The sequence below is a fragment of the Mycoplasmopsis bovirhinis genome (assembly GCF_900660515.1).
Taxonomy (GTDB): Bacteria; Bacillota_I; Bacilli_A; order Mycoplasmatales; family Metamycoplasmataceae; genus Mycoplasmopsis; species Mycoplasmopsis bovirhinis.
Map to the genome: position 1 here is coordinate 514,356 of NZ_LR214972.1, position 24,284 is coordinate 538,639.

19 protein-coding genes are annotated in these 24,284 nt (G+C 27.4%); 7 read left to right on the plus strand and 12 right to left on the minus strand.

The annotated features are described in order from the left end of the window. Positions 1–8 precede the first annotated feature (8 nt). The 7 genes from EXC44_RS02095 to EXC44_RS02125 all read right to left on the minus strand — a co-directional run bounded on the left by EXC44_RS02095 (position 9) and on the right by EXC44_RS02125 (position 8,313). On the minus strand, positions 9–806 hold the full coding sequence (locus tag EXC44_RS02095) for a hypothetical protein (RefSeq protein WP_129621536.1): 798 nt from the start codon (positions 804–806) through the stop codon (positions 9–11). A 103-nt stretch (positions 807–909) separates the two neighbouring features. After that, on the minus strand, positions 910–1,236 hold the full coding sequence (locus EXC44_RS02100; protein WP_129621538.1) for a hypothetical protein: 327 nt from the start codon (positions 1,234–1,236) through the stop codon (positions 910–912). A 1,038-nt stretch (positions 1,237–2,274) separates the two neighbouring features. Beyond that, entirely contained in the window at positions 2,275–2,694 is a 420-nt protein-coding gene (locus tag EXC44_RS02105) for a hypothetical protein (RefSeq protein WP_129621540.1), read from the minus strand. A 41-nt stretch (positions 2,695–2,735) separates the two neighbouring features. Next, positions 2,736–3,806: a hypothetical protein gene (locus tag EXC44_RS03995; RefSeq protein ID WP_223213749.1), complete on the minus strand. Its 1,071-nt coding sequence runs from the start codon at positions 3,804–3,806 to the stop codon at positions 2,736–2,738. Between the two features lie 252 nt (positions 3,807–4,058). Further along, on the minus strand, positions 4,059–5,213 hold the full coding sequence (locus EXC44_RS02115; protein WP_129621542.1) for a trigger factor-related chaperone: 1,155 nt from the start codon (positions 5,211–5,213) through the stop codon (positions 4,059–4,061). Positions 5,214–5,288: 75 nt separating this feature from the next. Beyond that, on the minus strand, positions 5,289–7,673 hold the full coding sequence (locus EXC44_RS02120) for a phosphoketolase family protein (protein ID WP_129621544.1): 2,385 nt from the start codon (positions 7,671–7,673) through the stop codon (positions 5,289–5,291). Between the two features lie 310 nt (positions 7,674–7,983). Further along, a complete protein-coding gene (locus EXC44_RS02125; protein ID WP_129621546.1) occupies positions 7,984–8,313 on the minus strand; it encodes a hypothetical protein in 330 nt (109 codons plus the stop codon). A gap of 499 nt (positions 8,314–8,812) precedes the next feature. Here EXC44_RS02125 and tuf point away from each other — a divergent pair, with 499 nt between their 5' ends. Continuing rightward, complete coding sequence (tuf, locus tag EXC44_RS02130; RefSeq protein ID WP_099309096.1) at positions 8,813–10,000, plus strand: elongation factor Tu; 1,188 nt, start codon at positions 8,813–8,815, stop codon at positions 9,998–10,000. A gap of 50 nt (positions 10,001–10,050) precedes the next feature. On the opposite strand, the gene mip is transcribed toward tuf, so the two are convergent. After that, positions 10,051–12,546, minus strand: coding sequence for an Ig-specific serine endopeptidase MIP (gene mip / locus EXC44_RS02135; protein ID WP_129621548.1), 2,496 nt, complete (start codon positions 12,544–12,546; stop codon positions 10,051–10,053). Between the two features lie 82 nt (positions 12,547–12,628). Here mip and upp point away from each other — a divergent pair, with 82 nt between their 5' ends. From upp to EXC44_RS02155, 4 genes are all read left to right on the plus strand, one after another. Then, positions 12,629–13,249 (plus strand): uracil phosphoribosyltransferase, encoded by a 621-nt coding sequence (upp, locus tag EXC44_RS02140; RefSeq protein ID WP_120160619.1) that lies wholly within the window; start codon positions 12,629–12,631, stop codon positions 13,247–13,249. A gap of 99 nt (positions 13,250–13,348) precedes the next feature. Continuing rightward, positions 13,349–15,850 (plus strand): DNA gyrase/topoisomerase IV subunit A, encoded by a 2,502-nt coding sequence (locus EXC44_RS02145; protein ID WP_129621550.1) that lies wholly within the window; start codon positions 13,349–13,351, stop codon positions 15,848–15,850. Positions 15,851–15,861: 11 nt separating this feature from the next. After that, entirely contained in the window at positions 15,862–17,325 is a 1,464-nt protein-coding gene (lysS, locus tag EXC44_RS02150; RefSeq protein WP_129621552.1) for a lysine--tRNA ligase, read from the plus strand. 154 nt (positions 17,326–17,479) lie between these two features. Continuing rightward, on the plus strand, positions 17,480–19,072 hold the full coding sequence (locus EXC44_RS02155; protein WP_129621554.1) for a type I restriction-modification system subunit M: 1,593 nt from the start codon (positions 17,480–17,482) through the stop codon (positions 19,070–19,072). Positions 19,073–19,128: 56 nt separating this feature from the next. On the opposite strand, the gene rsmA is transcribed toward EXC44_RS02155, so the two are convergent. From rsmA to mnmE, 3 genes are read right to left on the minus strand one after another with little or no spacing between them, the layout of a single operon-like run. Then, positions 19,129–19,908, minus strand: a complete 780-nt coding sequence (gene rsmA / locus EXC44_RS02160; RefSeq protein WP_129621556.1) for a 16S rRNA (adenine(1518)-N(6)/adenine(1519)-N(6))-dimethyltransferase RsmA — start codon at positions 19,906–19,908, stop codon at positions 19,129–19,131. After that, a complete protein-coding gene (locus EXC44_RS02165; protein ID WP_129621558.1) occupies positions 19,908–20,711 on the minus strand; it encodes a TatD family hydrolase in 804 nt (267 codons plus the stop codon). The genes rsmA and EXC44_RS02165 overlap by 1 nt, the downstream gene beginning before the upstream one ends. A 1-nt stretch (position 20,712) precedes the next feature. Further along, positions 20,713–22,059 carry a tRNA uridine-5-carboxymethylaminomethyl(34) synthesis GTPase MnmE gene (gene mnmE / locus EXC44_RS02170; protein WP_129621560.1) on the minus strand — a complete coding sequence of 449 codons (1,347 nt, stop codon included), beginning with the start codon at positions 22,057–22,059 and terminating at the stop codon, positions 20,713–20,715. Between the two features lie 98 nt (positions 22,060–22,157). Between mnmE and EXC44_RS02175 the strand changes: the two genes are divergently transcribed. Together EXC44_RS02175 and msrA are read left to right on the plus strand one after the other, a co-directional pair. Then, positions 22,158–22,844, plus strand: coding sequence for a PQ-loop domain-containing transporter (locus tag EXC44_RS02175; RefSeq protein WP_129621562.1), 687 nt, complete (start codon positions 22,158–22,160; stop codon positions 22,842–22,844). 38 nt (positions 22,845–22,882) lie between these two features. Next, on the plus strand, positions 22,883–23,398 hold the full coding sequence (gene msrA / locus EXC44_RS02180; protein ID WP_129621564.1) for a peptide-methionine (S)-S-oxide reductase MsrA: 516 nt from the start codon (positions 22,883–22,885) through the stop codon (positions 23,396–23,398). A 67-nt stretch (positions 23,399–23,465) separates the two neighbouring features. Here the strand turns inward: msrA and EXC44_RS02185 are convergent, their stop codons facing one another. Then, positions 23,466–24,224 carry a hypothetical protein gene (locus EXC44_RS02185; protein WP_129621566.1) on the minus strand — a complete coding sequence of 253 codons (759 nt, stop codon included), beginning with the start codon at positions 24,222–24,224 and terminating at the stop codon, positions 23,466–23,468. Positions 24,225–24,284 lie beyond the last annotated feature (60 nt).

Below are 24,284 nucleotides of genomic sequence, written 5' to 3' on the forward strand. Positions count from 1 at the left end.
TTATCTAATTAAAACCCTGATTTAATTAGACTATTTAAATCATAGAATGAACCAAATATACTTCATTTTTTACTTATTGAAGAAAGTGCTTTACTTCAAAATATTGAATTTGTCCTAATTACAGGTATAAAAGCGTTTAGCGAATCTATAATTATTTTAATTTTGTCAATATTACTTTCAATTGGGTTTGTTTGATATAAATAATCAGCCAAATTTAAAGACTTTCTGAGTAATTTAATTTCTGTATTATACCCATCTTTTATATCACTAAGTATATTTGATATTATTCCTGATGGAATAGATAATAAACCTATTCATTTTTTTGCAAATCCGATTATGTCAAAAAGCAGAGATGAAGCATTTACTGCTACTATTGCAATTTGGTATTTGCTTGAAATTTCTTCAGCTTCTAAAAGTGCGTCATATAATTTGCTTGATTCCTGATTTGTTTTTTGTAATTCTTCAAACAATAAATTAAGAACTTTTGAAGATCCTCGATCTTCATTTATAAATGTATTATAAGAAGTCAAAAGTTGCTTTGGAACTTTATTTTCCTTAGGTTTAGTGTTAGAATTCTTAAAATTATTTCTTTTAGTGGATTTTGAAAGTTTAAAGTTATATTTATTAAGTAAATCTATATCACCATAAAGTGATTTTAAATTTAAATCAGGTTTTTTTGCAGCAATATTATCAATAACTTTATTTATAAACTTTAATTTTAAATCATTTGTTTTTTTATCAGTTTTTGATAATAATAGATTTCTAACATTGTTTTGACTTTGTGGAGTTTCAAAAACTATTCTCATGACATCTTTAAATATCTAGATTTGTTTTTGATCTAATTTTAAATCTAAAACTTTAATCTCCTCATTATTTGGCACAATATTAGAATGAGAAATAAATGCTTTCTTAAATTTCATAATTTTGTTCCTTTTTATCATTAATTAAATTTCAGGGAAGAACATTCAAAAAGTAAATTCATTCTTCCTTTGTTTTGAAAATGCTTTTATCCCATGTTTGATAATTAGTATTAACCTTTAGTTTTATTTTCTTGTTTCCTTGATTAATAACTAGCTTTATATTTTTTTCTTTAAACTTATATATGAAATGCTTATAAATTTCGCCAAATTCTCTAGTACCAGGCAAACTATCATTAACTTGCTTTCATGAAGTTAACAATTCTTTATAATAATTTGATTCAATAAAAAACTTATTATTATTCATTTTAAGTTGCATAAAAGCATTTGTTGTCAAAATGATAACAATGGTAAATATTGAAATTAACCTTACTAAATAAAATTGAGTAGATATTTCTGTGAAAAAAATCATGCTAAAAACACTTAAAATTACTATACATAGTATAATTAAAACTGTTAGAAAAGAAACTTTTCTTTTTTTCTTTAAATAAACCTCATTAATAAATTTATTATATTTCTTTAATACTAACTCAAGATTATTAAAATAGTTTTCATTAAGTTTTATTTTATTTTGAACAAAAAAATCCACAGTTTTTTGTTCAAAATATTAAATATATGTGCAAATGGTAGTTTACTTTTTTTAATGGAATAATATTTAATTAAAATAAGACTAATTACTAATATGATTATTATAGTTGTTAAAGCAATAATGATTGTATTTGAATATCCATTAAATACTAATTCTAAGAAACTATTACTTTTATCACTGTTATCTCGTTCGTATTTACTTTTAATTTTTAAAACTGGCATATCCAAACTGTCTCCATAATTTATCTATTAAATTATATACTTTAATATATGAAAATGTATTATTTATATATTAATAGTATTGTTTTAAATTACTACACAAGGGCAAAGGATAGACTAGTATAAAATATCAATGAACATAATTGATGAAATAGGATTAAAAAAAGTGTAACACTGGAGTGTAGAATAACTATTTTTTTGAACTAGTTTTTTAATTTGTAACATTTGAATGTTTGTTTCAATTATTTTTTATATTTAAGTGCAACTTGTTGTAAAAAGACAGCAAAAACACAACAAAAAATTTTTTTATTTCTTTGGAGACTAAATTGATAAATTTATATATTTTTGATGTTTTTATTGATTGAAAACTAGGACATAATAATCAAGATAATTTAGCTATCTAGAAAAATACAAACTTAAATAAAAAGATTTTTAACCCCCCCCGCCCTTGATTGCGATCAAGGGGGCCTTACTTTTTAAAAAGTAAGCAAAACTAGCCAGAAAACACTAATGTGTTTTCTATTTTTATTTTTACTAAAAAGTATTAAAATTAATATGCATCAGTTTTAATTTCATCATTGATGCTTCTGTGTAATGTATGAAGTATTTCTAAATACTCAGCCATAATATTATTGGCTTCAAGGTTATTACCTTGTACATTCCCAAAGACACTATTAAATTTGGAGATGTATAGCTCCAGAGTTTTAAAAAATGAATTTGTTTGTTTATAAATAAATGCTAGTTTTCCTACGGCAGGTATAGAATAATCTACCCCTTTTTCAAGAGCTCACATTTCTGTAGCGCTTAAATATTTTCCGTTTGGTTCTTTAGCAAAATATTTTTTATAATTATATTTAAAATACAAGTTATCATCCGAAGAGTGTACTAAAACAACATCAGAATTATATGGAAACATAATTCTTTTGTTATTCATATCAAGGGCAGCTAAGTTTTTACCTTGGTATCTCACAACACCATTTAAAACTTTTCTGTTAATCTCAAATCAACGGCTTAATTGCCGTTTTTCTTTCCTTCTTTTTGGAAGACATTATGCTTAGAAATTAATTTTTTATTCCTGATATTATAATAATTTTGAAATATTTCGTTATTTTTCTTTAAGTCATCAAGACCTTTATATCCATTTTCATGAATTACTAATGGATATTGGTCTGATGATGTTCTAAAAGATCTTTCCACATGAGGTTTATGCTTGGGATTAGAGGAACTTATTACTTCTATTCCTTTTTTATTTAAAACTTTTTCAAAAATTGTTTGTGCGTTTTCGCTTCCTCAAAAACATCTTCTTTTATCAGTATAAATTTTCTTTGGAAATCCATATTTTTTAAATACTATTTCTAGGAGCCTTTGATATCCCAAAGTTGTTTCTTGTTCTTCAAATCATACTGCTAACAATGTTCCTGTTGCCACATCAATTGCATGGTAAAGATATAATGGTTTATTGTTTTTTAAATATGGCTCAAGTTGTGCATAAATCTCAACAATTTCACTGAAATTTAAATTTTTCTTTAGATTCAAAACTTGTCTTTGTTTTTCATTTTGTTTAATTTGTTGATAATAATTTTTTAGTAGTAATGTTATCTCTTGTGAAGTTTTTTTCTTGGATAATCTTGCAATTCTTCTTCCTCTTTTGGTTGTATGTATATTAAATAAACCTAATTGGTTAAATCTTTTGACTAAAGTTTTGTAAGAAATTTTTGCCCTTATATCAGAACCATATTCAGAATAATAATAAGTTTTAAAGGTAAGTTGGTTATTTGTTAAAGCGCTGTTTAAAATAAATTCACATGTTTTTAAACATTTTTTAAATTCTAATTCAATTTCTAAATCACTAACTTTGCAGTTTCTTTGTTGGTTTTTATTTTTATGAGAGATAACAATTTCTCGATTACTTTTTATAGCTTTTTTATATCTTTTTACAGTTAACACACTAAGGTTTGTAATTAAACTAAGATAAGATAAAGATTTTTCAATATTTTCAGCAATCAATTTCAAAGATTGTTGTTTTTTTAATTCGTATTTTGTCAAGTTTTTATGCCTTGCTAAGTTATGTATTATTTTCATAAATAATTTATACCATTTTTTTAATAAAATTAGTTCAGTTTTAAAGGTATTTATATTGGTACTAAAATAGTTGTTATTGGACATTTATTTTTACTGAAGTATCAAAAAAATAAAGAATTTATAAATTGATATAAGTATAAAAGAATAAGATAAAAAACCTTCCCTAACAGTTCCTTTCGGCTTAGCAAAATGGTGGGTTGAGGAAGGTACAATTGTCCAAAAAAATTTGAAAGTTTAAACAGTAGATATTTTTTATTGCTTTTGTTCTTTAAAAATAATGTATTTTTTAAATGTTTTTATGAAAGTATTTTTTTGTTCTTTTAATAGTTTATAAGCTAATTTTTTCATTAAAACAGCGTCAGCTGCTCTACGAACATCAATTTGTGATTGATTAGGTACATTCATAAATGATTGAACTCTTTTAATTTCATAATCTAATTCATCATTAGTAATTGACATATCAAATGTTTTAGCTACATAATTAAATCAAAAATAATTGAGAATTGAGTTTTTTACTATTTCATACTTATTACCTTCAAAATCAGGGGCGAAGTTAAATCCTTCAATATCACTTTGAATTAATTCTTCTGGAAGTTCTATTTCTGTGTTACTTTGTCTAATAGCATCAATTACTCGAAACCCGTATTCAAATAAAGCTTCACTAATAATTTGTTGCATCAGTGATTCATGAATATAGTTTTTAACGTCTTTTAAAGTTTTAAGGTCAGCAATTCCAATTTGCGACGCATTTAAATCTGTAATTGGTTCTGATACAAATTTAAAAGTATCTAAAATAGTTATTTCTAATTTAAATTCTTTATTTGGTTCAAAGACAAATATCTCCCCTTTTTTCTTATCTAAAAGAAGGTATTCTAAATTTTCTTGTGGAACTTCTTTTGAAGCTACTAATTCTAATTTTTGAGGCTGAGTCTCGTTTTTTAAATCTTTAATTTCTAATAATGCGAGCTCCAAATGTTCAATTACTTCGCCATTATTTTTTGCTCTTTTAAATTTAAAATTAGAAACATATTTTTCAATAAAATCAGCAATTTCTAATTGGTAATTAGGTCTTAAATTAAAAGGAAGCAATTTATAAGCATCAGATTTGAAATCTTTTACATCTTCTTTATCTAAGTAATATGATTTTAAATCAAAACTTAATTTAGTAATATCAATAGTTTTATTTAAAACTATTGGTCGGAAATAAAACTCAAAGTCGTTAATTTTTTGCGATAGAGCATGGAATTCATTATTAACACTAACTTGTACATAACCATTAGAAGCAAAATCTAAAATTGCTTGTTGGTTAACTTTTTGCTTCTGGCTTTCTAGAAATTTTAATGATTCATTTTGAATCTTGATTCATTCGTTTCCTTCAACTTTAATATTTTTAATTGTAAATTTCATTTTTCTCCTAAATCTATATATATTATATAAAATAATTTAGAAAAAACTATCTAGAAGCAGATAGTTTTTAGATATTTACTTTCTAGTAACACCTTCTCATTTTCAGTATCTTACTTCATCAATATCAATTCCAACTTCTTTAATGTATTTATTGTGGTAAGCAATTTTTTGATCCATTAAAGCAACAAAGTCATTTGCTTTTTCCCCATATACGGCCCTAGCAGCTGTTTGTGAGATGTGGAATCTGTCCATTTCTGACATTAAACGAATGTCAAATGAAGTGGTAATATCACCATGTTCTCTGTAACCATGAATAAATAAGTTATGGTTTTGACGTGAGAAGAAGATATCTCTAATTAATCCTTCAAATCCATGGAATGCAAAAATAATTGGTCTATTAGTTGTAAATACACTGTTAAATTCAGCATCTGATAAACCACGAGGATCAATGCTTTGGTGTCTTAATCTTAATAAATCAACAACATTAACAAATCTGATTTTTAGATTTGGGAAATGTTTATTTAAAATTGAAACTGTAGCTAAAGCCTCTAAGTTTGGTTCTGTTCCTGAAGCAACTACTACTAGGTCAGGTTCTTCGCCAGGTTTAGTCGTTGAAGCTCAGTCAATAATTTTATATCCTTTTTCAACTAATTCTTTAGCTTCTGAAACAGAGTAGAATTGTTCTCTTGGTTGTTTTGAAGCAACAATTAAGTTAATAACATCTCTTTCTCTAAACGCTTTATCTAAAACAGCTAATAAAGTATTTGAGTCTGCCGGTAAATATTCACGGATTAATTCTGGACGTTTATCAGCTAAGTGTCCTAAGATCCCTGGATCTTGATGTGTATAACCGTTATGATCTTGTTGGAAAGCTGTTGAAGTAGCAATAATATTTAATGAAGGATAATCTTTTCTTCAGTTAATTTTACGAGCTTTAACAACTCATTTCATGTGTTGTGTAAGCATTGAGTCAACTACTCTTAAAAATGATTCATATGATGCAAAGAATCCATGACGGCCAGTTAGTACATAACCTTCTAAGAATCCTTCAGCTTGGTGTTCAGATAGTTGAGAATCAATTAATCTACCAGCTGGACTTAAAAATTCGTCTAATTCAGGGTCGATTTTTTCCATTCATTGTCTGTTTGTAACTTTAAAAATATCAAATAATCTATTTGATTTAGTTTCATCTGGTCCAAAAGCACGGAAGTTTGTTGGATTACGTTTAATCATGTCAGCAAATCATGTTCCAGCTGTAACCATGTCTTGCCCTTTGATTTCTCCTGGTTTTTCAAATTTAAGAGCAAAATCTTCTCAGTTTCCAAAGTTAAGAGGTTTAGCATCTACTCCACCATTAGCAACTGGGTGCATTCCCATTCTCTTAAATCCTTTAGGTGCAATTTCAGCAAATTCTGCTTTAAATGAACCATCTTTATTAAATAATTCATGAGGGCGGTATGACATTAATCATGTTTTTAATTCATCCATCATTTTTGGATTTTCTGATGTAACAGGTAATGGCACTTGATGAGCTCTAAAACTTCCTTCATAAGTTAAACCATTAATTTTGTTAGGTTGTGTTCAACCCTTAGGTGTTCTAACAATAAGAACTGGCCAAATTGGTTTTTTAGCTTCTTCGGCAGGTCTTAACCTTGCTTCTTTTTGAATTCTTTTAATTTTTTCAATTGCTAAATCAAATTGTTTAGCCATTTGAACATGGATTCCTACTTGATCATTTACGTTAGCTTCAACGAAAATAGCTTCTCAACCATATCCCGCGAGCATGCTCGCAATCTCTCTATTTGATTTTCTAGCAAAAATTGTTGGGTTTGAGATTTTACCACCATTAATGTGTAAAATTGGTAATACAGCACCATCATTTACTGGGTTAATAAACGAAGTAGCGAATCAACCAGCAGCCAAAGGACCAGTTTCAGCTTCTCCATCTCCAATAACTGTTGCTGCAATAATATTAGGGTTATCTAAGATAGCACCAGTAGCATGTGAAAGTGCATATCCTAATTCTCCACCTTCGTGGATTGAACCAGGAGTTTCAGGTGCAGCATGTGATGCTGTTCCTCCAGGGAACGAAAATCTTTTGAACATTTTTGTAAGACCATCCAAGTCTTTAGTAATTTCTGGGAATAGTTCGGTATAACTTCCATCTAAATATGAGTTAGAAATCATAACTTGCCCACCGTGACCTGGACCTTCTATATAAAACATTTCTAAGTCATATTTATTAATAACACGGTTTAAGTGAGCATAAATTAAGTTTTGCCCCGGAATTGTTCCTCAATGTCCAATAGGGTACATTTTAATATCTTCAGGTTTTAATTCTTCTAAAAGTAATGGATTTTTTCTTAGGTACATTTGACCAACAGATAAATAATTAGCTGCTCTTCATCAAGCATGTAGTTTATCTAAATATTTTTTGTCGTCAAAGTTTGAATGATTCATATTTTCTCCTTGAAATTTTGTGATATAAAATAACATATAGATGTCAAAAGCAAGCTATATGTGTAAATATTTTACATAATTTTTGAAATAATGGAAACATAAAAATAGAAAGAAGGTAAATAAATTAGTCTCTAAATATAATAAAACTAGTTATAATTTTTATAAGTAGTAATATTTTTGAAATCTAATAAATTTCAACCTTTTAATTTTAAAAAATATCCGCACAGTGACTTAGAAGATCAAACGAGGTTTATAACTTTAACTTTACTGTTTTTTAAAGTTTCAAAAACAGCTTAATGTCCTTATAATCTTAAATCATTATTTCTGGCAAAAATAGGTGCAAAGAGAATGTTAATAAAGCAGAATCATCATCAATAAATTTAAGGGTGGAATAAGAGTTAAACTCATATCCTATGCAATTATTAATGATATAAATATCATTGTTGTCTAAAAGTTTCATTTGAAATTCTTTGATTTGTTCTTTATAACTTGTTATTACATCAGTATATTTATAAAGTTCTTTAAACAGTTTAATAATTAAACTGTTAGAATCATCTTTTAAAGATATTTTAATAATATCAGAATTTTCTTTATTACTATAAAACCGTGGTATTGTATTTTTTATCACTCTTTTTTTCATCAACACTAACTTTAGGTTCTTTTACTATATTTTCTTTTGTTAAAAATATATTAAAGCAAAGCGTTATATTATGGATATTGAAAAAAAGTATGGTTTTGGATTTATTTTAATCTTGCATTCCTCTTAACAAAATTTTAATATTGTTCGCTTATTACTTAGATTAATAATTTGTTACAATTCTAATAACATTTCTACAATAAAATTATGCTTCATAATTTTATTATTATATATATAATAAATAAATTGTAATTTTAATAACCTAAAAACCAAATTATTCTAATATTTGGTATATTAAATTTTTATGTTATAATAATAAATAACTTAACAACTTTTAGCGTTAGTTAATTTTTAATTATTTGGTAAAATATTAAAGCTAAATACAAATATAAATGGACAGGATCTAGCTGAAAGTCTAGACTAAGGTTGGTTTTAGCGCTAAAACATACAATAAATACAAAATTATAATAAACAATAAATAAATATTTCAGAAAGGAAAAACATGGCAAAATTAGATTTTGACCGTAGTAAAGAACACGTAAATGTTGGAACCATTGGACACGTTGACCACGGTAAAACAACATTAACCGCAGCTATTGCTACAGTTTTAGCTAAAAAAGGATTATCAGAAGCTCGTGATTATGCTTCTATTGATAATGCACCAGAAGAAAGAGCACGTGGAATTACAATTAACACCTCACATATCGAGTATCAAACAGAAAAACGTCACTATGCTCACGTAGACTGTCCAGGTCACGCTGACTACGTTAAAAACATGATTACCGGTGCTGCTCAAATGGATGGGGCTATCTTAGTTGTTGCAGCAACAGATGGTCCTATGCCTCAAACTCGTGAACACATTCTTTTATCTAAACAAGTTGGTGTTCCTCGTATCGTTGTTTTCTTAAATAAAGTTGATATGTTAGAAGGTGAAGACGAAATGATCGAATTAGTTGAATTAGAAATTCGTGGTCTTCTTTCAGAATATGGATTTGATGGAGATAATGCTCCAATTATCCGTGGATCAGCTTCAGAGGCTTTAGCAGGAAATCCAAAATATGAAGAAAAAATTATGGAATTAATGGATGCTGTAGATACATACATTGAAACTCCAGTTAAAGAATTTGAAAAACCATTCTTAATGGCTGTTGAAGACGTTTTCACAATTACAGGACGTGGAACTGTTGCAACAGGACGTGTAGAACGTGGAACTTTAAAATTAAACGATGAAGTTGAAATCGTTGGACTTAAAGCTACTAAGAAAACAGTTGTTACTGGAATTGAAATGTTCCGTAAAAACCTTAAAGAAGCTTTGGCTGGTGATAATGCAGGATTATTACTTCGTGGTGTAAACCGTGATGAAATTGAGCGTGGTCAAGTTTTAGCAAAGCCTGGGTCAATTATCCCTCACACAGAATTTGAAGCAGCTATTTATGTACTTAAAAAAGAAGAAGGTGGACGTCACACACCATTCTTCAAAAACTATAAACCACAATTCTACTTCCGTACAACAGACGTTACTGGTGGAGTTGAATTCGAAGCTGGACGTGAAATGGTTATTCCAGGTGAAAATGTTAACTTAAAAGTTAAATTAATCGCTCCTATCGCAGTTGAAGAAGGAACTAAGTTCTCAATTCGTGAAGGTGGACGTACAGTTGGTGCTGGTTCAGTAACAAAAATTCTTAAATAATTTTTTAATAATAAACAAAAACTACAAGCTTAAGTTTGTAGTTTTTTTATTTAATTATTCTTAAATTTAAATTCCTCAGGGACAACACTTAATCCATTAGGAAATAAATGTGTTTTTAAATTTGGATTTTTAGCAAGCATAGCTTCACGGTATGACTTGCCAACATTTTGATCTTTTCCTCCACCATAAATAACGTCATATTGTGGTAGATTATAAGTTCCATATAATTCTTTATAATCATAACCGTTAGATCTAAAAGCTGCAGCTATACCTGTTAAAGAAGAAGAGTTAACACTGTGGAAAATACCTACTAATTTATTCTCTTGATTACGAACTGATGAACCACTAGCCCCACCACCAGGAGCAAATCTACGAGGCATATAACCTAAGTTCATTGAAACATATTCTTTACCATCATCAGATGATACATATGCGCCTGCTCCTGATAGTGGAGCACTTAGAAATTGGTCAACAATACCTGGTTTCTCCGTGAAAGTACGGTATCCTAGAGCATAAGATAATCCGTACCCTACTTCATAATTTAATTTGGTAACTTCATCATCTGTAGGTCCTGGTTTTTTGTATAGCTCATATGAGGCATTAGTTCATAAACTATAAGTATTTTTTGCATTTGCTATTAATACTTCATCCTCATATCTATCTAAAAAGAAGTCAAAAAAACCGTTTGATTGAGTTTTGGGATAACCTAAAATGTATAAACTATCATATTCTTTTAATTTTTCTAGTTCGTTTTTGTTCAAAGCTAAAGGAATATCTATTTTTTCATAATTATTTAAATAATCATAATTAACAAAAGATATTTTCTGATCATTTTTATCTGCATAGTTATTAGTTATATCCCTGACTTGTTCTTCAGTAAAATTAGTTTTACTAAAATCAACTTCAAAAACAGCAAAATCAATGAATTCTTTTTTGTTAAAAGTTTTGTCTGCTAAGTAATCAACTGGATCTTTAGTTAAATAATCTCTACCATCAAAAATACGAGTTAATGCCAATTTATTACTATCATTAAAATTAAGTGAGGTATATCTATCATCCATTGGTATGGTTTGCAATTTTTGATATAGCGAAGGGGTTCTTTCACTTAACACAGTTAACTGAAAGTTTTGAAAATTCTCTTTGTCAATTGTATCAATTACGTGTAAATTAGTAGCAAAATAAAATTTCTTAGGATATGATCCATCACTAGTTATTTCATGATCAATAATTCATGCTGTTCCAGCATGAGGTGTGGTGCTTCTATACCACGGTTCTAAATGTCTAAAATTAGTAGTTTCTCTAACTCTTTTAGTTATATTATCTTTAGTTTTTTCACTTAATCCTGAAGCATTTTTCATTTTCTCTAAAATTAAGTCTTGTCTATAGTAAATATATTCATCATATAATTTTGAAGCATCTGAGGCAGAATTTTCACTTTGTATTTGTTTTCAAGCTTGTGAAATTAATTCATCAACTACACCTGCAACAGTAATGTTTCTTTGCAGCTTATCTTTAAGTTCTTGCCTTTTATTTAAATCTTTAATCTTATCAAATAAATTATTAACTAAGTTATCATCATTCTTCATAATTTCTTTAGCTAACTCACGTTCCTTTTCATCAATTGAAACTGACCAGTTGGTTAGTTTCAATTGATAAGTTTGAAGCGCCATAGTTTTATATTGTTCATTAGTAATGGTTCTTGCTAGCCCGACATTTTTAAAGGTTTCTTTGTTATACCCATCAACTCATGAATAAATTTTTGGTGCTTCTTTTTTTTGCATGTTAAGTCCAATAAAATTACCCTTTGTATCATATTCAGGAATTGTCATTCCTAAACGGTTGGAACGATCATATGTAGGGACTCCTACTTCATTAGCTTTTTGATCAAACTTTTGTTTTTGAGAAGTTTGAATATTCGTTTCTCTTAAAGTAGTATTTCTTTCTAAACCCTGATCATATTGCTCCATATCCTTGTTGTATCTCTCTTTTTGAGTAAAGTTAACATATTGACCCCATTGAGATTGTGATGGAGCAGGACTTTGATTAATAATAAAATTACTCTCTTGTTTAAAGCCATCTACTTCAAAATTAAGAAATTCTTCTGTATTTTTATAACCAAAAATAACTCTAACCTTATCTTGTTCTAAATTAACTACATTAACAAAATATAGATCTTCTGAATGAGCTTCTTTTAAAGTTAAAGTTAATTCATTTGAAGCAACTTGATCGACGAACTGTTTACTAGTTAATTGTTCTTTAAAATTTGTGGAATTAATAAATGAACCTTGAACAGAAAATAATTCGTCAAAACTTTTACCAGATACATACTCTTTCACAGATTGTAAAGATGGGAGCTGCTTTTTAAATATATTTGGATCTACTGGTGTAGTAGTTCCACTGCCATTACCTGGGGTTGTTACATCTCCAGGATTTGTAGGATCATTTGGCTTTTTTTCATTACTTTGGCAACTAGTCAAAGCAAAAAAACCAACTAAGCTTAAAATTGAACCATTAAGTAACAGTATTTTTTTATTAAATTTCTTCATATAAACTCCTTGTAAAATATAAAATTATCTTTAATAAAAATATTATATATTATTTACAATATATATAGAGTATAATTATAAAATGGCAACAATTATTAAACATCCAATTATCAATATCAAACTTGATCAATTACGCAATATTAAAACTAATCATTCACAATTTCGTTCAATTATGAATGATTTAGCTAAATTACTTATTTATCCAGTTTTAAAAAATTATGAAACTAAAAAAACACCAGAAATTAGTGGAACAAAGAAGCAGTACCAATCAAATATTTACGATCAACCAATTTTACTAATTCCAATTTTAAGAGCAGGGTTAGGTCTTTTAAATGGCTTTAGTGAAATTCTGCCAGAAGCTAAAATTGGTCATATTGGGTTATATCGTGATGAAAATAACCAAATTAAAGAATATTTATACAAACTACCTGAAATATCTAAAAATGCAAAAGTTATCTTGCTTGATCCGATGCTAGCTACTGGTGCATCATTAGCAATAGCAATCAAAAAATTAAATCAAGAAGGTTTTAACGATATTTCAGTAGTTACCTTAATTGCTTCAGAGCCAGGAATAAAGTATATTGAAAATATTTATCCAACTGTAAAAATTTTTAGCACTGCTCTGGATCCAATTCTCAATGAAAAAGGTTATATTATCCCAGGACTGGGTGATGCAGGAGATCGATTATTTGGTACAAAATAAAATCTATTCATATTTTGAATAGATTTTTAAATCATAAATAATAATAACATTATTTAATGTTATAATTAAAATAATGTATTTTAAAAATCAGGGGACAAGATGAAAAATAAAATTAACCAAACAATCGAAAATGTAGTTGAAGAAACATTAGAAAAGACTCTTTCAGAACGTTTTGAAAGATATGCTAAGTATGTTATTCAGCAAAGAGCATTGCCAGATGTCAGAGATGGTTTGAAACCTGTGCAGCGGAGAATTTTATATTCAATGTTTACTTTAGGTTTAGATCCTGACAAACCATATAAAAAATCAGCACGTGTAGTTGGCGATGTAATTGGTAAATATCACCCGCATGGTGATTCGTCTGTTTATGAAGCTATGGTTAATCTCTCACAGTGGTGAAAAATGAATCTCCCAATCTTAGATATGCATGGTAATATCGGTTCAATTGATAATGATCCAGCAGCTCAAATGAGATATACTGAAGTAAGGCTTTCAAAAGTAGCTCAATACATGATTGGTGATATAAAGAAAAAAACAACTTTATTTGTCCCTAATTTTGATGATTCTGAACAAGAACCCTTAGTACTTCCTTCTTTGTTTCCTAATTTACTAGTTAATGGTGCTATGGGAATAGCTGTTGGAATGGCAACAAATATGTTACCTCATAACTTAAATGAAATTATTGATGCTTCTATTTATAAAATTAAAAATCCCCAAACATCATTAAAATCACTTATGAAATATATCCAAGGGCCAGATTTCCCAACTGGCGGAATTATTCATGGAACTAATGGAATTATCGAAGGATTTGAAACTGGTAATAATTCTACTAAAAATAAAATTAAGTTATTTAGTAAATATAATGTATATACCAAAGGTCAGTATAAATATATTGAAATAACTGAAATACCTTATGGAGTAATTAAATCATCCTTAGTCTATTCAATTGATGAAATAATTCAAAATAAAGCTATAGCAGGGTTATTAGAAATAAAAGATCAATCTGACCGGAGTGGCATTAACATCTTATTAGTTTTAGAAAAAGATGCTAATGATAAAAGTATCATTAGCTACCTATTTGAAAAAACTAAGTTACAAAATACCTATAATTATAACCAAGTAGTTATAATTAATGGGCGACCAAAACTAGCTTCCCTCCTTGATTTATTAGATAACTATATTTTACATGTTAAAGATGTTAAAAGTAAAGTCATTAAGTTTGATTTAGAAAAAAGCAAGTTAAGACTTGAAATTATTTTAGGACTTTTAAAAGTTACTGAAATAACTGATGAAGTTATTGCTCTAATCCGCAATTGTGAAGGTTCAAAATCAGGAGTTATTAATGCTTTAATGCTGTCTTTTAACTTTACTGAAAACCAAGCAACTGCAATTGCTGAATTAAGATTATATAAACTTAGCAAAACTGATAAAGAGGCTTTATTAGATGAAAAAGCTCAGTTAATTAAAAATATTGAGCATTATGAATTATTATTAAATGATGAAGTTAAATTTAATGAATATGTTATTAATGAACTTAAAAGCATTAAAAAACTTTTTGGCAAAGAGCGCAAAACTCAAATTATTCAAGAAGATTTTAATTTTACATACCATGAAACTGATTTAATTAAAGAAGAAGTTAATTATGTTGGAATTACAAAACAAGGCTTTATTAAAAAATTTAGTGATAAAACCGTTGTTTCCAATTCATTATCAACGTATCCTTTAAAAGATAATGATGTTTTAAAATATTTTAATAAATTAAATTCTATGAATACATTACTTATTTTTACAAACTTCGGTAACTATATTCAAGTTCCAGTTTACAAAATAAACGAATGTAAGTGGCGAGAAACTGGTCAAAAACTAAGTGATTTAGTTCACTTAAAAGTAAGTGAAGAAGTAGTTTCAGTTATAAAAGTAGATAACTGAAATTCTAATACTTTTATAGTTATCGGTACTAAAAATGGTTTATTTAAAAAAGTTAAATTAACTGAATTTAAGGTGCAAAGATTGAATAAAGTTTATAACGCCATTAATCTTACCAATGATGATAAAGTCATAAATGTAGCATTAAGTAATGGTTTATATCATATTTTAATCTTAACTAAAAATGGTTTATGCTCATTATATCCGGAAACTGATATTGCTATATATTCACCAAAGGCAAAAGGCAATAAAGGAGTTTATTTATCTTTAAGTGATAAAGTAGAAAACTTTGCAATGGTTCAAAATAATGATATAGTTAGTATTTTAACTGCTAAAGGACAAATTAAACATATGTTAGTTTCAAAACTAACATATGTTCCAAAATCTATTAAAGGTAAAAAAATTATTGAAGTTTTAGAATCCAAAATTATTGATCTATGCCCAGGATATAATCTTAAAGTAATAGGAGTAAATGGTAATATGCAAAGTTTTCTTGAAGAAATAAATCTTTCATCTCCAACAAAACATGCTTCTATAACAGACTTCAATATTCCATCATTATTAGAAGTATCATTTCTAAAACTAAATGATGAATTAGATTTACAAAAAACAGAACAAAAAATCAAAGAAAGTTCTTTAAAGCTAGAAGAACTTTTAAAGAAATTAAACAAATAAAGTAGGTAACAATGCAAAAATACACAGAACAAGAATTAGTCAGACGTAATAAATTGCAAGCATATAAAGAAATGAATGTTGAACCATTTGCCAAAGCAAATGGTCTTAAAGAAGTTCAATATTCTGATTATATTATTAAAAATTATGAATCATACACCAAAGAACAATTGCATGATTCAAATAATGAAGTAGCAGTAGCCGGAAGAATTATGACCATGCGTGGTCCTTTTATCTTAATCCAAGACTACCATTCTAAAATCCAAATATATTTTAACAAAAAAGAACATGAGTCTTTAGCTACTTTAGTTAATACTTTTGATATCGGGGATATCATTTATGTTGAAGGTAGTGTTATGAAAACAAATACCGGAGCTGTATGTGTCAAAACCAAAAATATAAAATTATTAACTAAAGCTCTTAAACCTCTTCCAGATAAATTCCACGGTTTAGTAGATGTTGAAGAAATCTATAGACATAGATATGTAGATTTAATTATGAATGAAGAATCAAAACAAGTATTTTGAACTAGAACAAAAATTATTTCAGAAATTAGAAGATATTTTGATGATTTAGAATACATGGAAGTTGAAACTCCATTTTTACACAACTACCTTTCTGGAGCTTCTGCTAAGCCTTTTACAACTCATCACAATGCCTTAAACCAAGATTTTGTTTTAAGAATTGCCACTGAAATTCCACTTAAAAAACTTCTTGTGGGTGGAATTGATAGAGTTTATGAAATAGGTCGCATTTTCCGTAACGAAGGAATTGATACAACTCATAACCCAGAATTTACCTCAATTGAATTTTATGAAGCTTATTCTAATTTAGAAGGTATGATGAATCGTACTGAAACCTTAATTAAACAAATTGCCAAAAAATTAGGTAAAACAAAGATTTTAAATAAAGGTATTGAAATTGATTTAGAATCTACATTTGCAAGAATAGACATGGTGGAGGCTGTTTCTAAAGCAACAAACACTGATTTTAAAAATATTTCTTTAGAAAAAGCTTTTGAAGTAGCCAAAAACTACGGTGTTAAAATACAAAAATACTTTCAATTAGGTCATATTATTAACGAACTTTTTGAACTTTTAATTGAAAAAACATTAATTCAACCAACCTTTGTTTTTGGACACCCTATTGAAATCTCTCCATTAACAGCAAAAGCTAATGATCCTCGCTTTACCGAACGCGCTGAATTATTTATAAATACCAAAGAATATGCGAATATGTACACAGAACTTTCAGATCCAATTGATCAATTAGAACGTTTTAAAGCACAACTAGAAGAAAAAAATAATGGAAATGATGAAGCTAGTAATATTGACTGAGATTTTATTGATTCATTAAATTATGCTATGCCGCCAGCTGGTGGATGCGGAATTGGAATTGATCGTTTAACTATGCTTTTAACCGAAAAAGAATCAATTCGTGATGTTCTTTTATTCCCAACTTTAAAACATAAGAAATAAATATAGTCCAAGTTTAATAACTTGTATTTGTTCTGCTTTTACTTAGTTAAATAATTTATTTCTTTTAATTAATAAATTCTTAAAATTGCTATCATATATAAAGTATATTGTTAAATATGCTTTAATTAACCATATTATGAAAGGAAACTTAATAATGAATAATGAAACTAAAAATGTACAAGAACGAAACGAATTGCACAAAACTATCTGAGATATAGCAAATGATCTTAGAGGACATGTTGATGGATGAGAATTTAAAAACTATGTACTTGGATTTTTATTTTACCGTTATATTTCAGAATATATTACTAAATATATTAATGATAGAGAGCATGAACAAGGATCTTCTAATGATTTTGATTATACAAAAATTGAAGATTCACAAATTACACAAGAAATAATCGAAGAAGTGGCACGTACTAAGGGTTTTTTCATCAAACCTTCAGAATTATTTATTAATGTTGCTAAAAACGCCTATATGGATGAAGAAAATTTAAACATTAAATTAAGCAATGCTTTTAAAAACATTCAGGATTCTACCTCTAACAGGTCTTCTGAAGATAACTTCCAAGGTTTGTTTAGTGATATTAATGTTAATTCAGAATCTTTGGGTACAACTGTTAGAAATCGTAATAAAAAGTTAGCTGATATCATAACAAAAATAGCTAATATGAAATTAGGTAGTCTACAAGGTAATTCAATAGATGCATTTGGTGATGCTTATGAATACTTGATGAGTATGTATGCATCTAATGCTGGTAAATCAGGTGGTGAATTTTTTACCCCACAAGAAGTCTCAGAACTTTTAACTAAACTAGCAATTGTTGGTAAAGATGAAATAAATGATATTTATGACCCTGCCTGTGGTTCTGGATCTCTCTTGTTACAAGCTAAAAAGATATTTCCAAAAAATAAAATTCGTGGTGGATTTTATGGCCAAGAAATAAACATTACAACATACAACTTATGTCGTATTAATATGTTCTTACATGATGTTGGCTTTGAAAAATTCCATATCTACCGCGACGACACCTTACTTCAACCAGGTTTTATGGAAAAAACAGGTCCAGATAAAGGTTTTGATGTAATTGTATCTAATCCCCCATATTCTATAAAGTGAGAAGGAAGTGATAATCAACTTTTAATTAATGATGAACGTTTTGCTCCAGCAGGTATTTTAGCTCCTAAATCAAAAGCAGACTTTGCTTTCATTATGCATACTGTACATTATTTATCAAGTACAGGCTCAGCAGCCATTGTCTGCTTCCCTGGTATTATGTACCGTGGTGGAGCAGAACAAAAAATCCGTAAGTATTTAATTGATTATAACTTCGTTGATGCAATTATTCAATTACCTGATTCTTTATTCTACGGAACTACAATTGCAACTACTATTATGATTCTTAAGAAAAATAAAGATCCTAATGATGTTGTCTTTATTAATGCTTCTAATCAATTTATTAAGGTAAATAATGGTAATAAATTATTGCCAGAACATATTGAAAATATTGTTAGAACCTATAGTGAGCGTAAAGATATTGAAAACTTTGCTAAAGTTGTTCCAAATCAACAAATTAGAGATAATAGCTACAATTTGTCAGTTTCTAGTTATGTCCAAAAGCCTGATAATAAAGAAGTAATTGATATTAAACAATTAAACCAAAAAATTGCTGACACAGTTAAAAAAGTGCACTATCTAAGAGAATCAATTGATGAAATAGTTAAGGATCTTGAAGGAATTATTTAATAAATTAAATAATGATATTAAAAACGTTTATGCCTTTGTTATAGGTATAAACGTTTTTATTTCTCTAATTCTTGATATAAGTTTATTATTTCTGAAATCTGTAATTCTTGAATTCTAGTATTTTCATTTAAATGTAATTTTTGGTATGCAGCATTAATTTTTTCTAGTGAATATTTTAATTTCAAACTAAAAATTAGTTTTTTTCTTCTATTAGCAAAACATACTTTAAAAAACTCTTTAAGTCTTAGCCAATATTGATTTGAAATATTAGGATAAAATTCAAAGGAAACAATAGCTGAATCAACTTTAGGTGCAGGTATAAAACAACTAGCAGGAACAACAAATTCTAAATTAACTTTAGCTAAATATTGTGCGCTAACTGTTAATTTGGAATAATCATAAGTTTTATATTTAGCTATTAACCTTTGAGCCACTTCTTTTTGAACCATTAAAATAGTTTTAGAGAATTTATCCCTGTGTTCAAAAATTTTAAATAAAATATCTGTTGTAATATAGTATGGAATGTTAGCAATAACTATTGAAGTAGGTAAATTTGATAAATCCGATTTCAAAAAGTCTTGGTGTCTTAAATCTAAGTTATTCGAATTAATATTTTGATTTAAGACATCTACCATATCTTTATCAATTTCAAAGGCAATTACTTGTTTTGCCTTTTTAACTAATTCAGAAGTTAATGCACCTCTCCCAGGACCAATTTCAACAATATTTTGTTGTTTAATGTCAAACAAAGTTACTATTTTTTCAATAATATTTTTATCATGTAAAAAGTTTTGTCCAAACTTCTTTTTAGCAAAAACATGATTTTTCTTTTTCATTATAAATTAAATAACTTTCTAACATTTTTGTTAATTCTATCCACATATTTATCTAACCCAACTTGTTTTAACCCAGAGATATAGTAATAAACATATAAAACAGTATTAGGCTCATTTTTTTGCCCAGTATATGGATGTACCCTTAAAAATGGCGCATCAGTTTCATTTAAAATTCTATCTAATGGTAAAAATTCAATAACTTCTCTTGTGGTAGTTGAAGATCCAAAAGTAACTACTCCGCTAAAAGAAAAATATAAATTAGGAAAATCCAAAAACTTTTTAGCTCATTCTAATTTACCAGTAAATGTATGAAGCATACATTTTAGTTTAGGATACTTTAATAAAACATTATAAACATCTTGGTAAGCTAAATCATGATTATCTTTATCTCTAATGTGGATTACACATGGTAAATTATTATCATATGCTAATTTAACTTGATTTTCAAAACTTGCTATTTGGTTTTCCCTTGTTGGTGCTTCTTCATAATAATAATCTAGACCAATTTCTCCAATACCAATAATATTTTCTTTGTTATCATCTAGCAAGTCTTTAACTAGAAGATAATCATTTCCATCAACTCCAGCTTCAGGATGAATCCCAATACAAGCTTTGAAAACTGAATATTTTTTAGCCAGCTCGATAACTTCAAGATTTTCTTGAGGGTGACCGCCATTATTAATAAAAAACTCAATATTGTTATAATGAGCTGCTGCAACTATTTCTTGAATGTGAAATTCTTCATATGCTCTAGTTGATACGTGACAATGTGCATCAATAAATTTGTTTTTTTTCTTACCCATTTTATTTCCCTAAACAAAAGTTTTTAAACATAACATCAAGTAAATCTTCTCGATTTACTTGTCCTTTAATATTTTGCAATGCATCTCACGCATCATATAAATCAACAATAATTACATCAAAAGTAGCGTAGTTCAAAATTGATTTTTCTGCTTCTAATAAGGAATTATAAGCATTTTGAATTAATGATAGTTGCCTAGTATTAGATAAAATACGCTTATCCATAACGTCTAAATTTTCAAATTCCTTGACAAGTGCATCTTCAAGTTCTTTGATATCATTATTTAAAGCACTAATTGAAATTAAATTATTATTTTTCACTAAATCTGATTTGTTTTGTACTTTTAAATATAATTTGTGTTGTTTTTTTGCTTCTTGCTCTACTAATAAATCAAAGTCATTTTCAGATTGTGTTGGATCAATAACATGGATAATTAGATCTGAAATTTGAATTTGCTTTAAAGATTTTTCAATCCCTATTTGTTCAATTTTATTATCTGTTTTTCTTAAGCCTGCTGTATCAACTAAATTAAATAATATTCCGTTAATTTGATAAGAAGCTTCAACTAAATCTCTAGTTGTACCTGCAATATCAGTAACAATAGCTTTTTCTTCTGACAACAAAGCATTCAAAATACTGCTTTTTCCTACATTAGGCTTCCCTAAGATTGAAACTTTTACACCTTCAAAAATATATCTACTATTATTTGAAACTTTAATAATTTCTTCAAACCTTGTTTTTAAAATTTTAAGTTTATCTAGCATTATTTGGTTGTCAAGTTGCTCAATATCATCATATTCTGGATAATCAATGTTAACTTCAGACATCCCTATTAAAAGAGCAATATCTTTTGAAAGTTCATCAATTAAACTGGAAGTTTTACCGGTAAAACGGTAGACACTTGCTTTTGCTTGTGTTAAAGTTTTGGCCATAATTAAGTCATGAATAGCTTCAGCTTTAATTAAGTCTAATTTACCATTTAAAAAAGCTCTTCTAGTGAATTCTCCAGGCTCTGCCATTCTTGCTCCGTTAGATAATAGTAGTTCTAATACCTTATTAGTTACTACTATTCCCCCATGGCAATTAATTTCAACAATTGGTTCTCCAACATAATTATTAAATATTAATTCTCCATTTTTTTCTTTTCCTAAAAACCACATTACTAAAACTTCATCAATTAAAGTTTCACCATCATATATATTACCGTAAGTAATATCGTGATCTGTTCCAATTTTTCCTTTAAAAATTTTTTTAATAATTTTTAAAGTATCTGGACCTGATAATCTAATAATTGAAATAGGTTGGTTAATTCTTGAACCTGAGCTAATTGCTGCTATAGTATCATTCATAAAATAAATTATATATTGTTATTGAAAATTATATATAATTTAAATTTGGTTTGTTGACCTCATGTATAGCTATTAAATAAATATGGTATAATTTAAATATGCAATTAGCTATTTCTATTTTGGGGTATATTGGTGCAGTTTTAGTAGCTTCACTTAGCATACCCCAACTATTCAAAATAATTAAGGATAGAAAAACTGGAGATGTTAATTTCTATTCATTTTGAATTTTTCACACAGGGATTCTTTTATGAATTGTATGATCAGCCCTAAGCCCTAATAAATTACATAATATTATAATACCAAATACAATCACTATGGTTATTCAAACAATAACTTTAGGATTAATGTATTTATATAAATCAGAATTTAATCAAAAAACAAAACTCAAGGCATGAATTGCTCTAGGAATATACCTAATCATAGGTATTATTTTTATCGCTTTACATATTGGAATTTATGCAGGTGGAATATGGAAACAACTTATTATCCCAGCTTCTTTAGAAGCTATTATGGGATTTGTATTCCCAGCTTTTACTACCTTAGCATTTTTACCACAATTCATACAATCCTTAAGAACACATAATTGAGGAGGTTTATCCTATGGAATGTTTGTTATTTATATAACAAACAACTTTGTTTGAATTATTTGATGAATCTTACAAATTGTTGCTGCCTCTAGCTTAAATGCACCAGTTGGTTCATTTGTAGGTGGTTTAATTTGACAAGTAATTTCAATATCATTATTTAGTACACAATTTGCCTTTACAATAATTCACCAAAAATAGTTATTTTTAGATAACTATTTTTTTAATATAATAAAATTATGAAAAAAGAATTATTTGTAGCAGGCGGATGCTTCTGAGGTGTTGAAGCATTCTTTTCAAGAATTAAAGGTATTTTAAGTGCACACGCTTATTACATTAATGGTGGTTTTGAAGGGGTGTCATACAAAGAAGTATGCACTACTTCAAAACATGTTGAAGCAGTTAAAATTACTTATGATCCTCAAATTATTAATGAAGAATTAATTTGAGAACTTTATTTAAAGATTATTAATCCATATTCTTTAAATAAACAAGGCGGTGATGAAGGAACCCAATATCGTGTTGGTATTTATTCTAATGATTCAAAATTATTAAATAAATTTAAATCATTAAATAATGAGTTTATATTAAAAGAAGGTAAAAAAAATTATATAGAGTTTTTGCCAGTCAGCGATCAAACATTAGCCGAAGAGTACCACCAAAATTATTTAATTAAAAATCCTACTGGTTATTGCCATATTAATTTAAATGCTGTACCAGATAAATATTTAAAAGATGAATTCAAAAATAAATAACCAAACTATATAGTTAATAAATTTCATTTTAAATTAAACAACAAAGAAAATTAATCTTTGTTGTTTTCTATTTAATTAAAAAATTATTTAGTTCTATAACTATTTTGTCATTAAATAACTTAAAGAATGGGGTTAATTTCCCATTATTAAGTTTTTTACCTAAGTATAACCCAATTATTTTATCTTTATAAAGTAAAGGGGAACCTGAAGCCCCACTACTATATTGAATATTATTAATAAATAATATGTTTGGTTCTTCAAAGGAAATGTCTTTATCTTTTAAGTAGAAAAATAAATCATATGTATTTGTTTTAAAATCTTCATCTAACAACGTTGTAAAACCAAGGGTATATAAAAAGTTTGCTTGTGGTAATTTGGTATCAAATGAATTTAATTCTAATTTATTTGTTATTTTTATATCATTAAATTCACTTGTTTTGTCTAAATAAAATATTGCAATATCTTCGTCATTATTATCGTAGATTATTCTTATTTTAGAATTAATTTTTAAACTTTGTTTTAAGTTGTAAAATTGTGTTATTTTTAGTGTTAATTCATCTGTTGTTGCTTCATTTAGTTTGAATGATTTAAATGAGTGAGATGTAGTCAAAAAAATAAGTTTATTTAATTCTTCTTTAATTAATACACTTGTAAAAGTAGTTAATATTTGATCATTATTATAAATTCCAATATTAAAAACATTCTTTTTAACATCATTAATTTCTCTTGCGCTAATTATGTTTGAAGAACATGAAACTACTGTAGTTAAAGGTATAATAGTTGCTACAGAAAACATACGAATATCTCTGATAATTATCTTGAACATTGCTTTTGTATTATAGTATAATTAAATTATATATTTAATAAATTAATTAAAAACTATTTT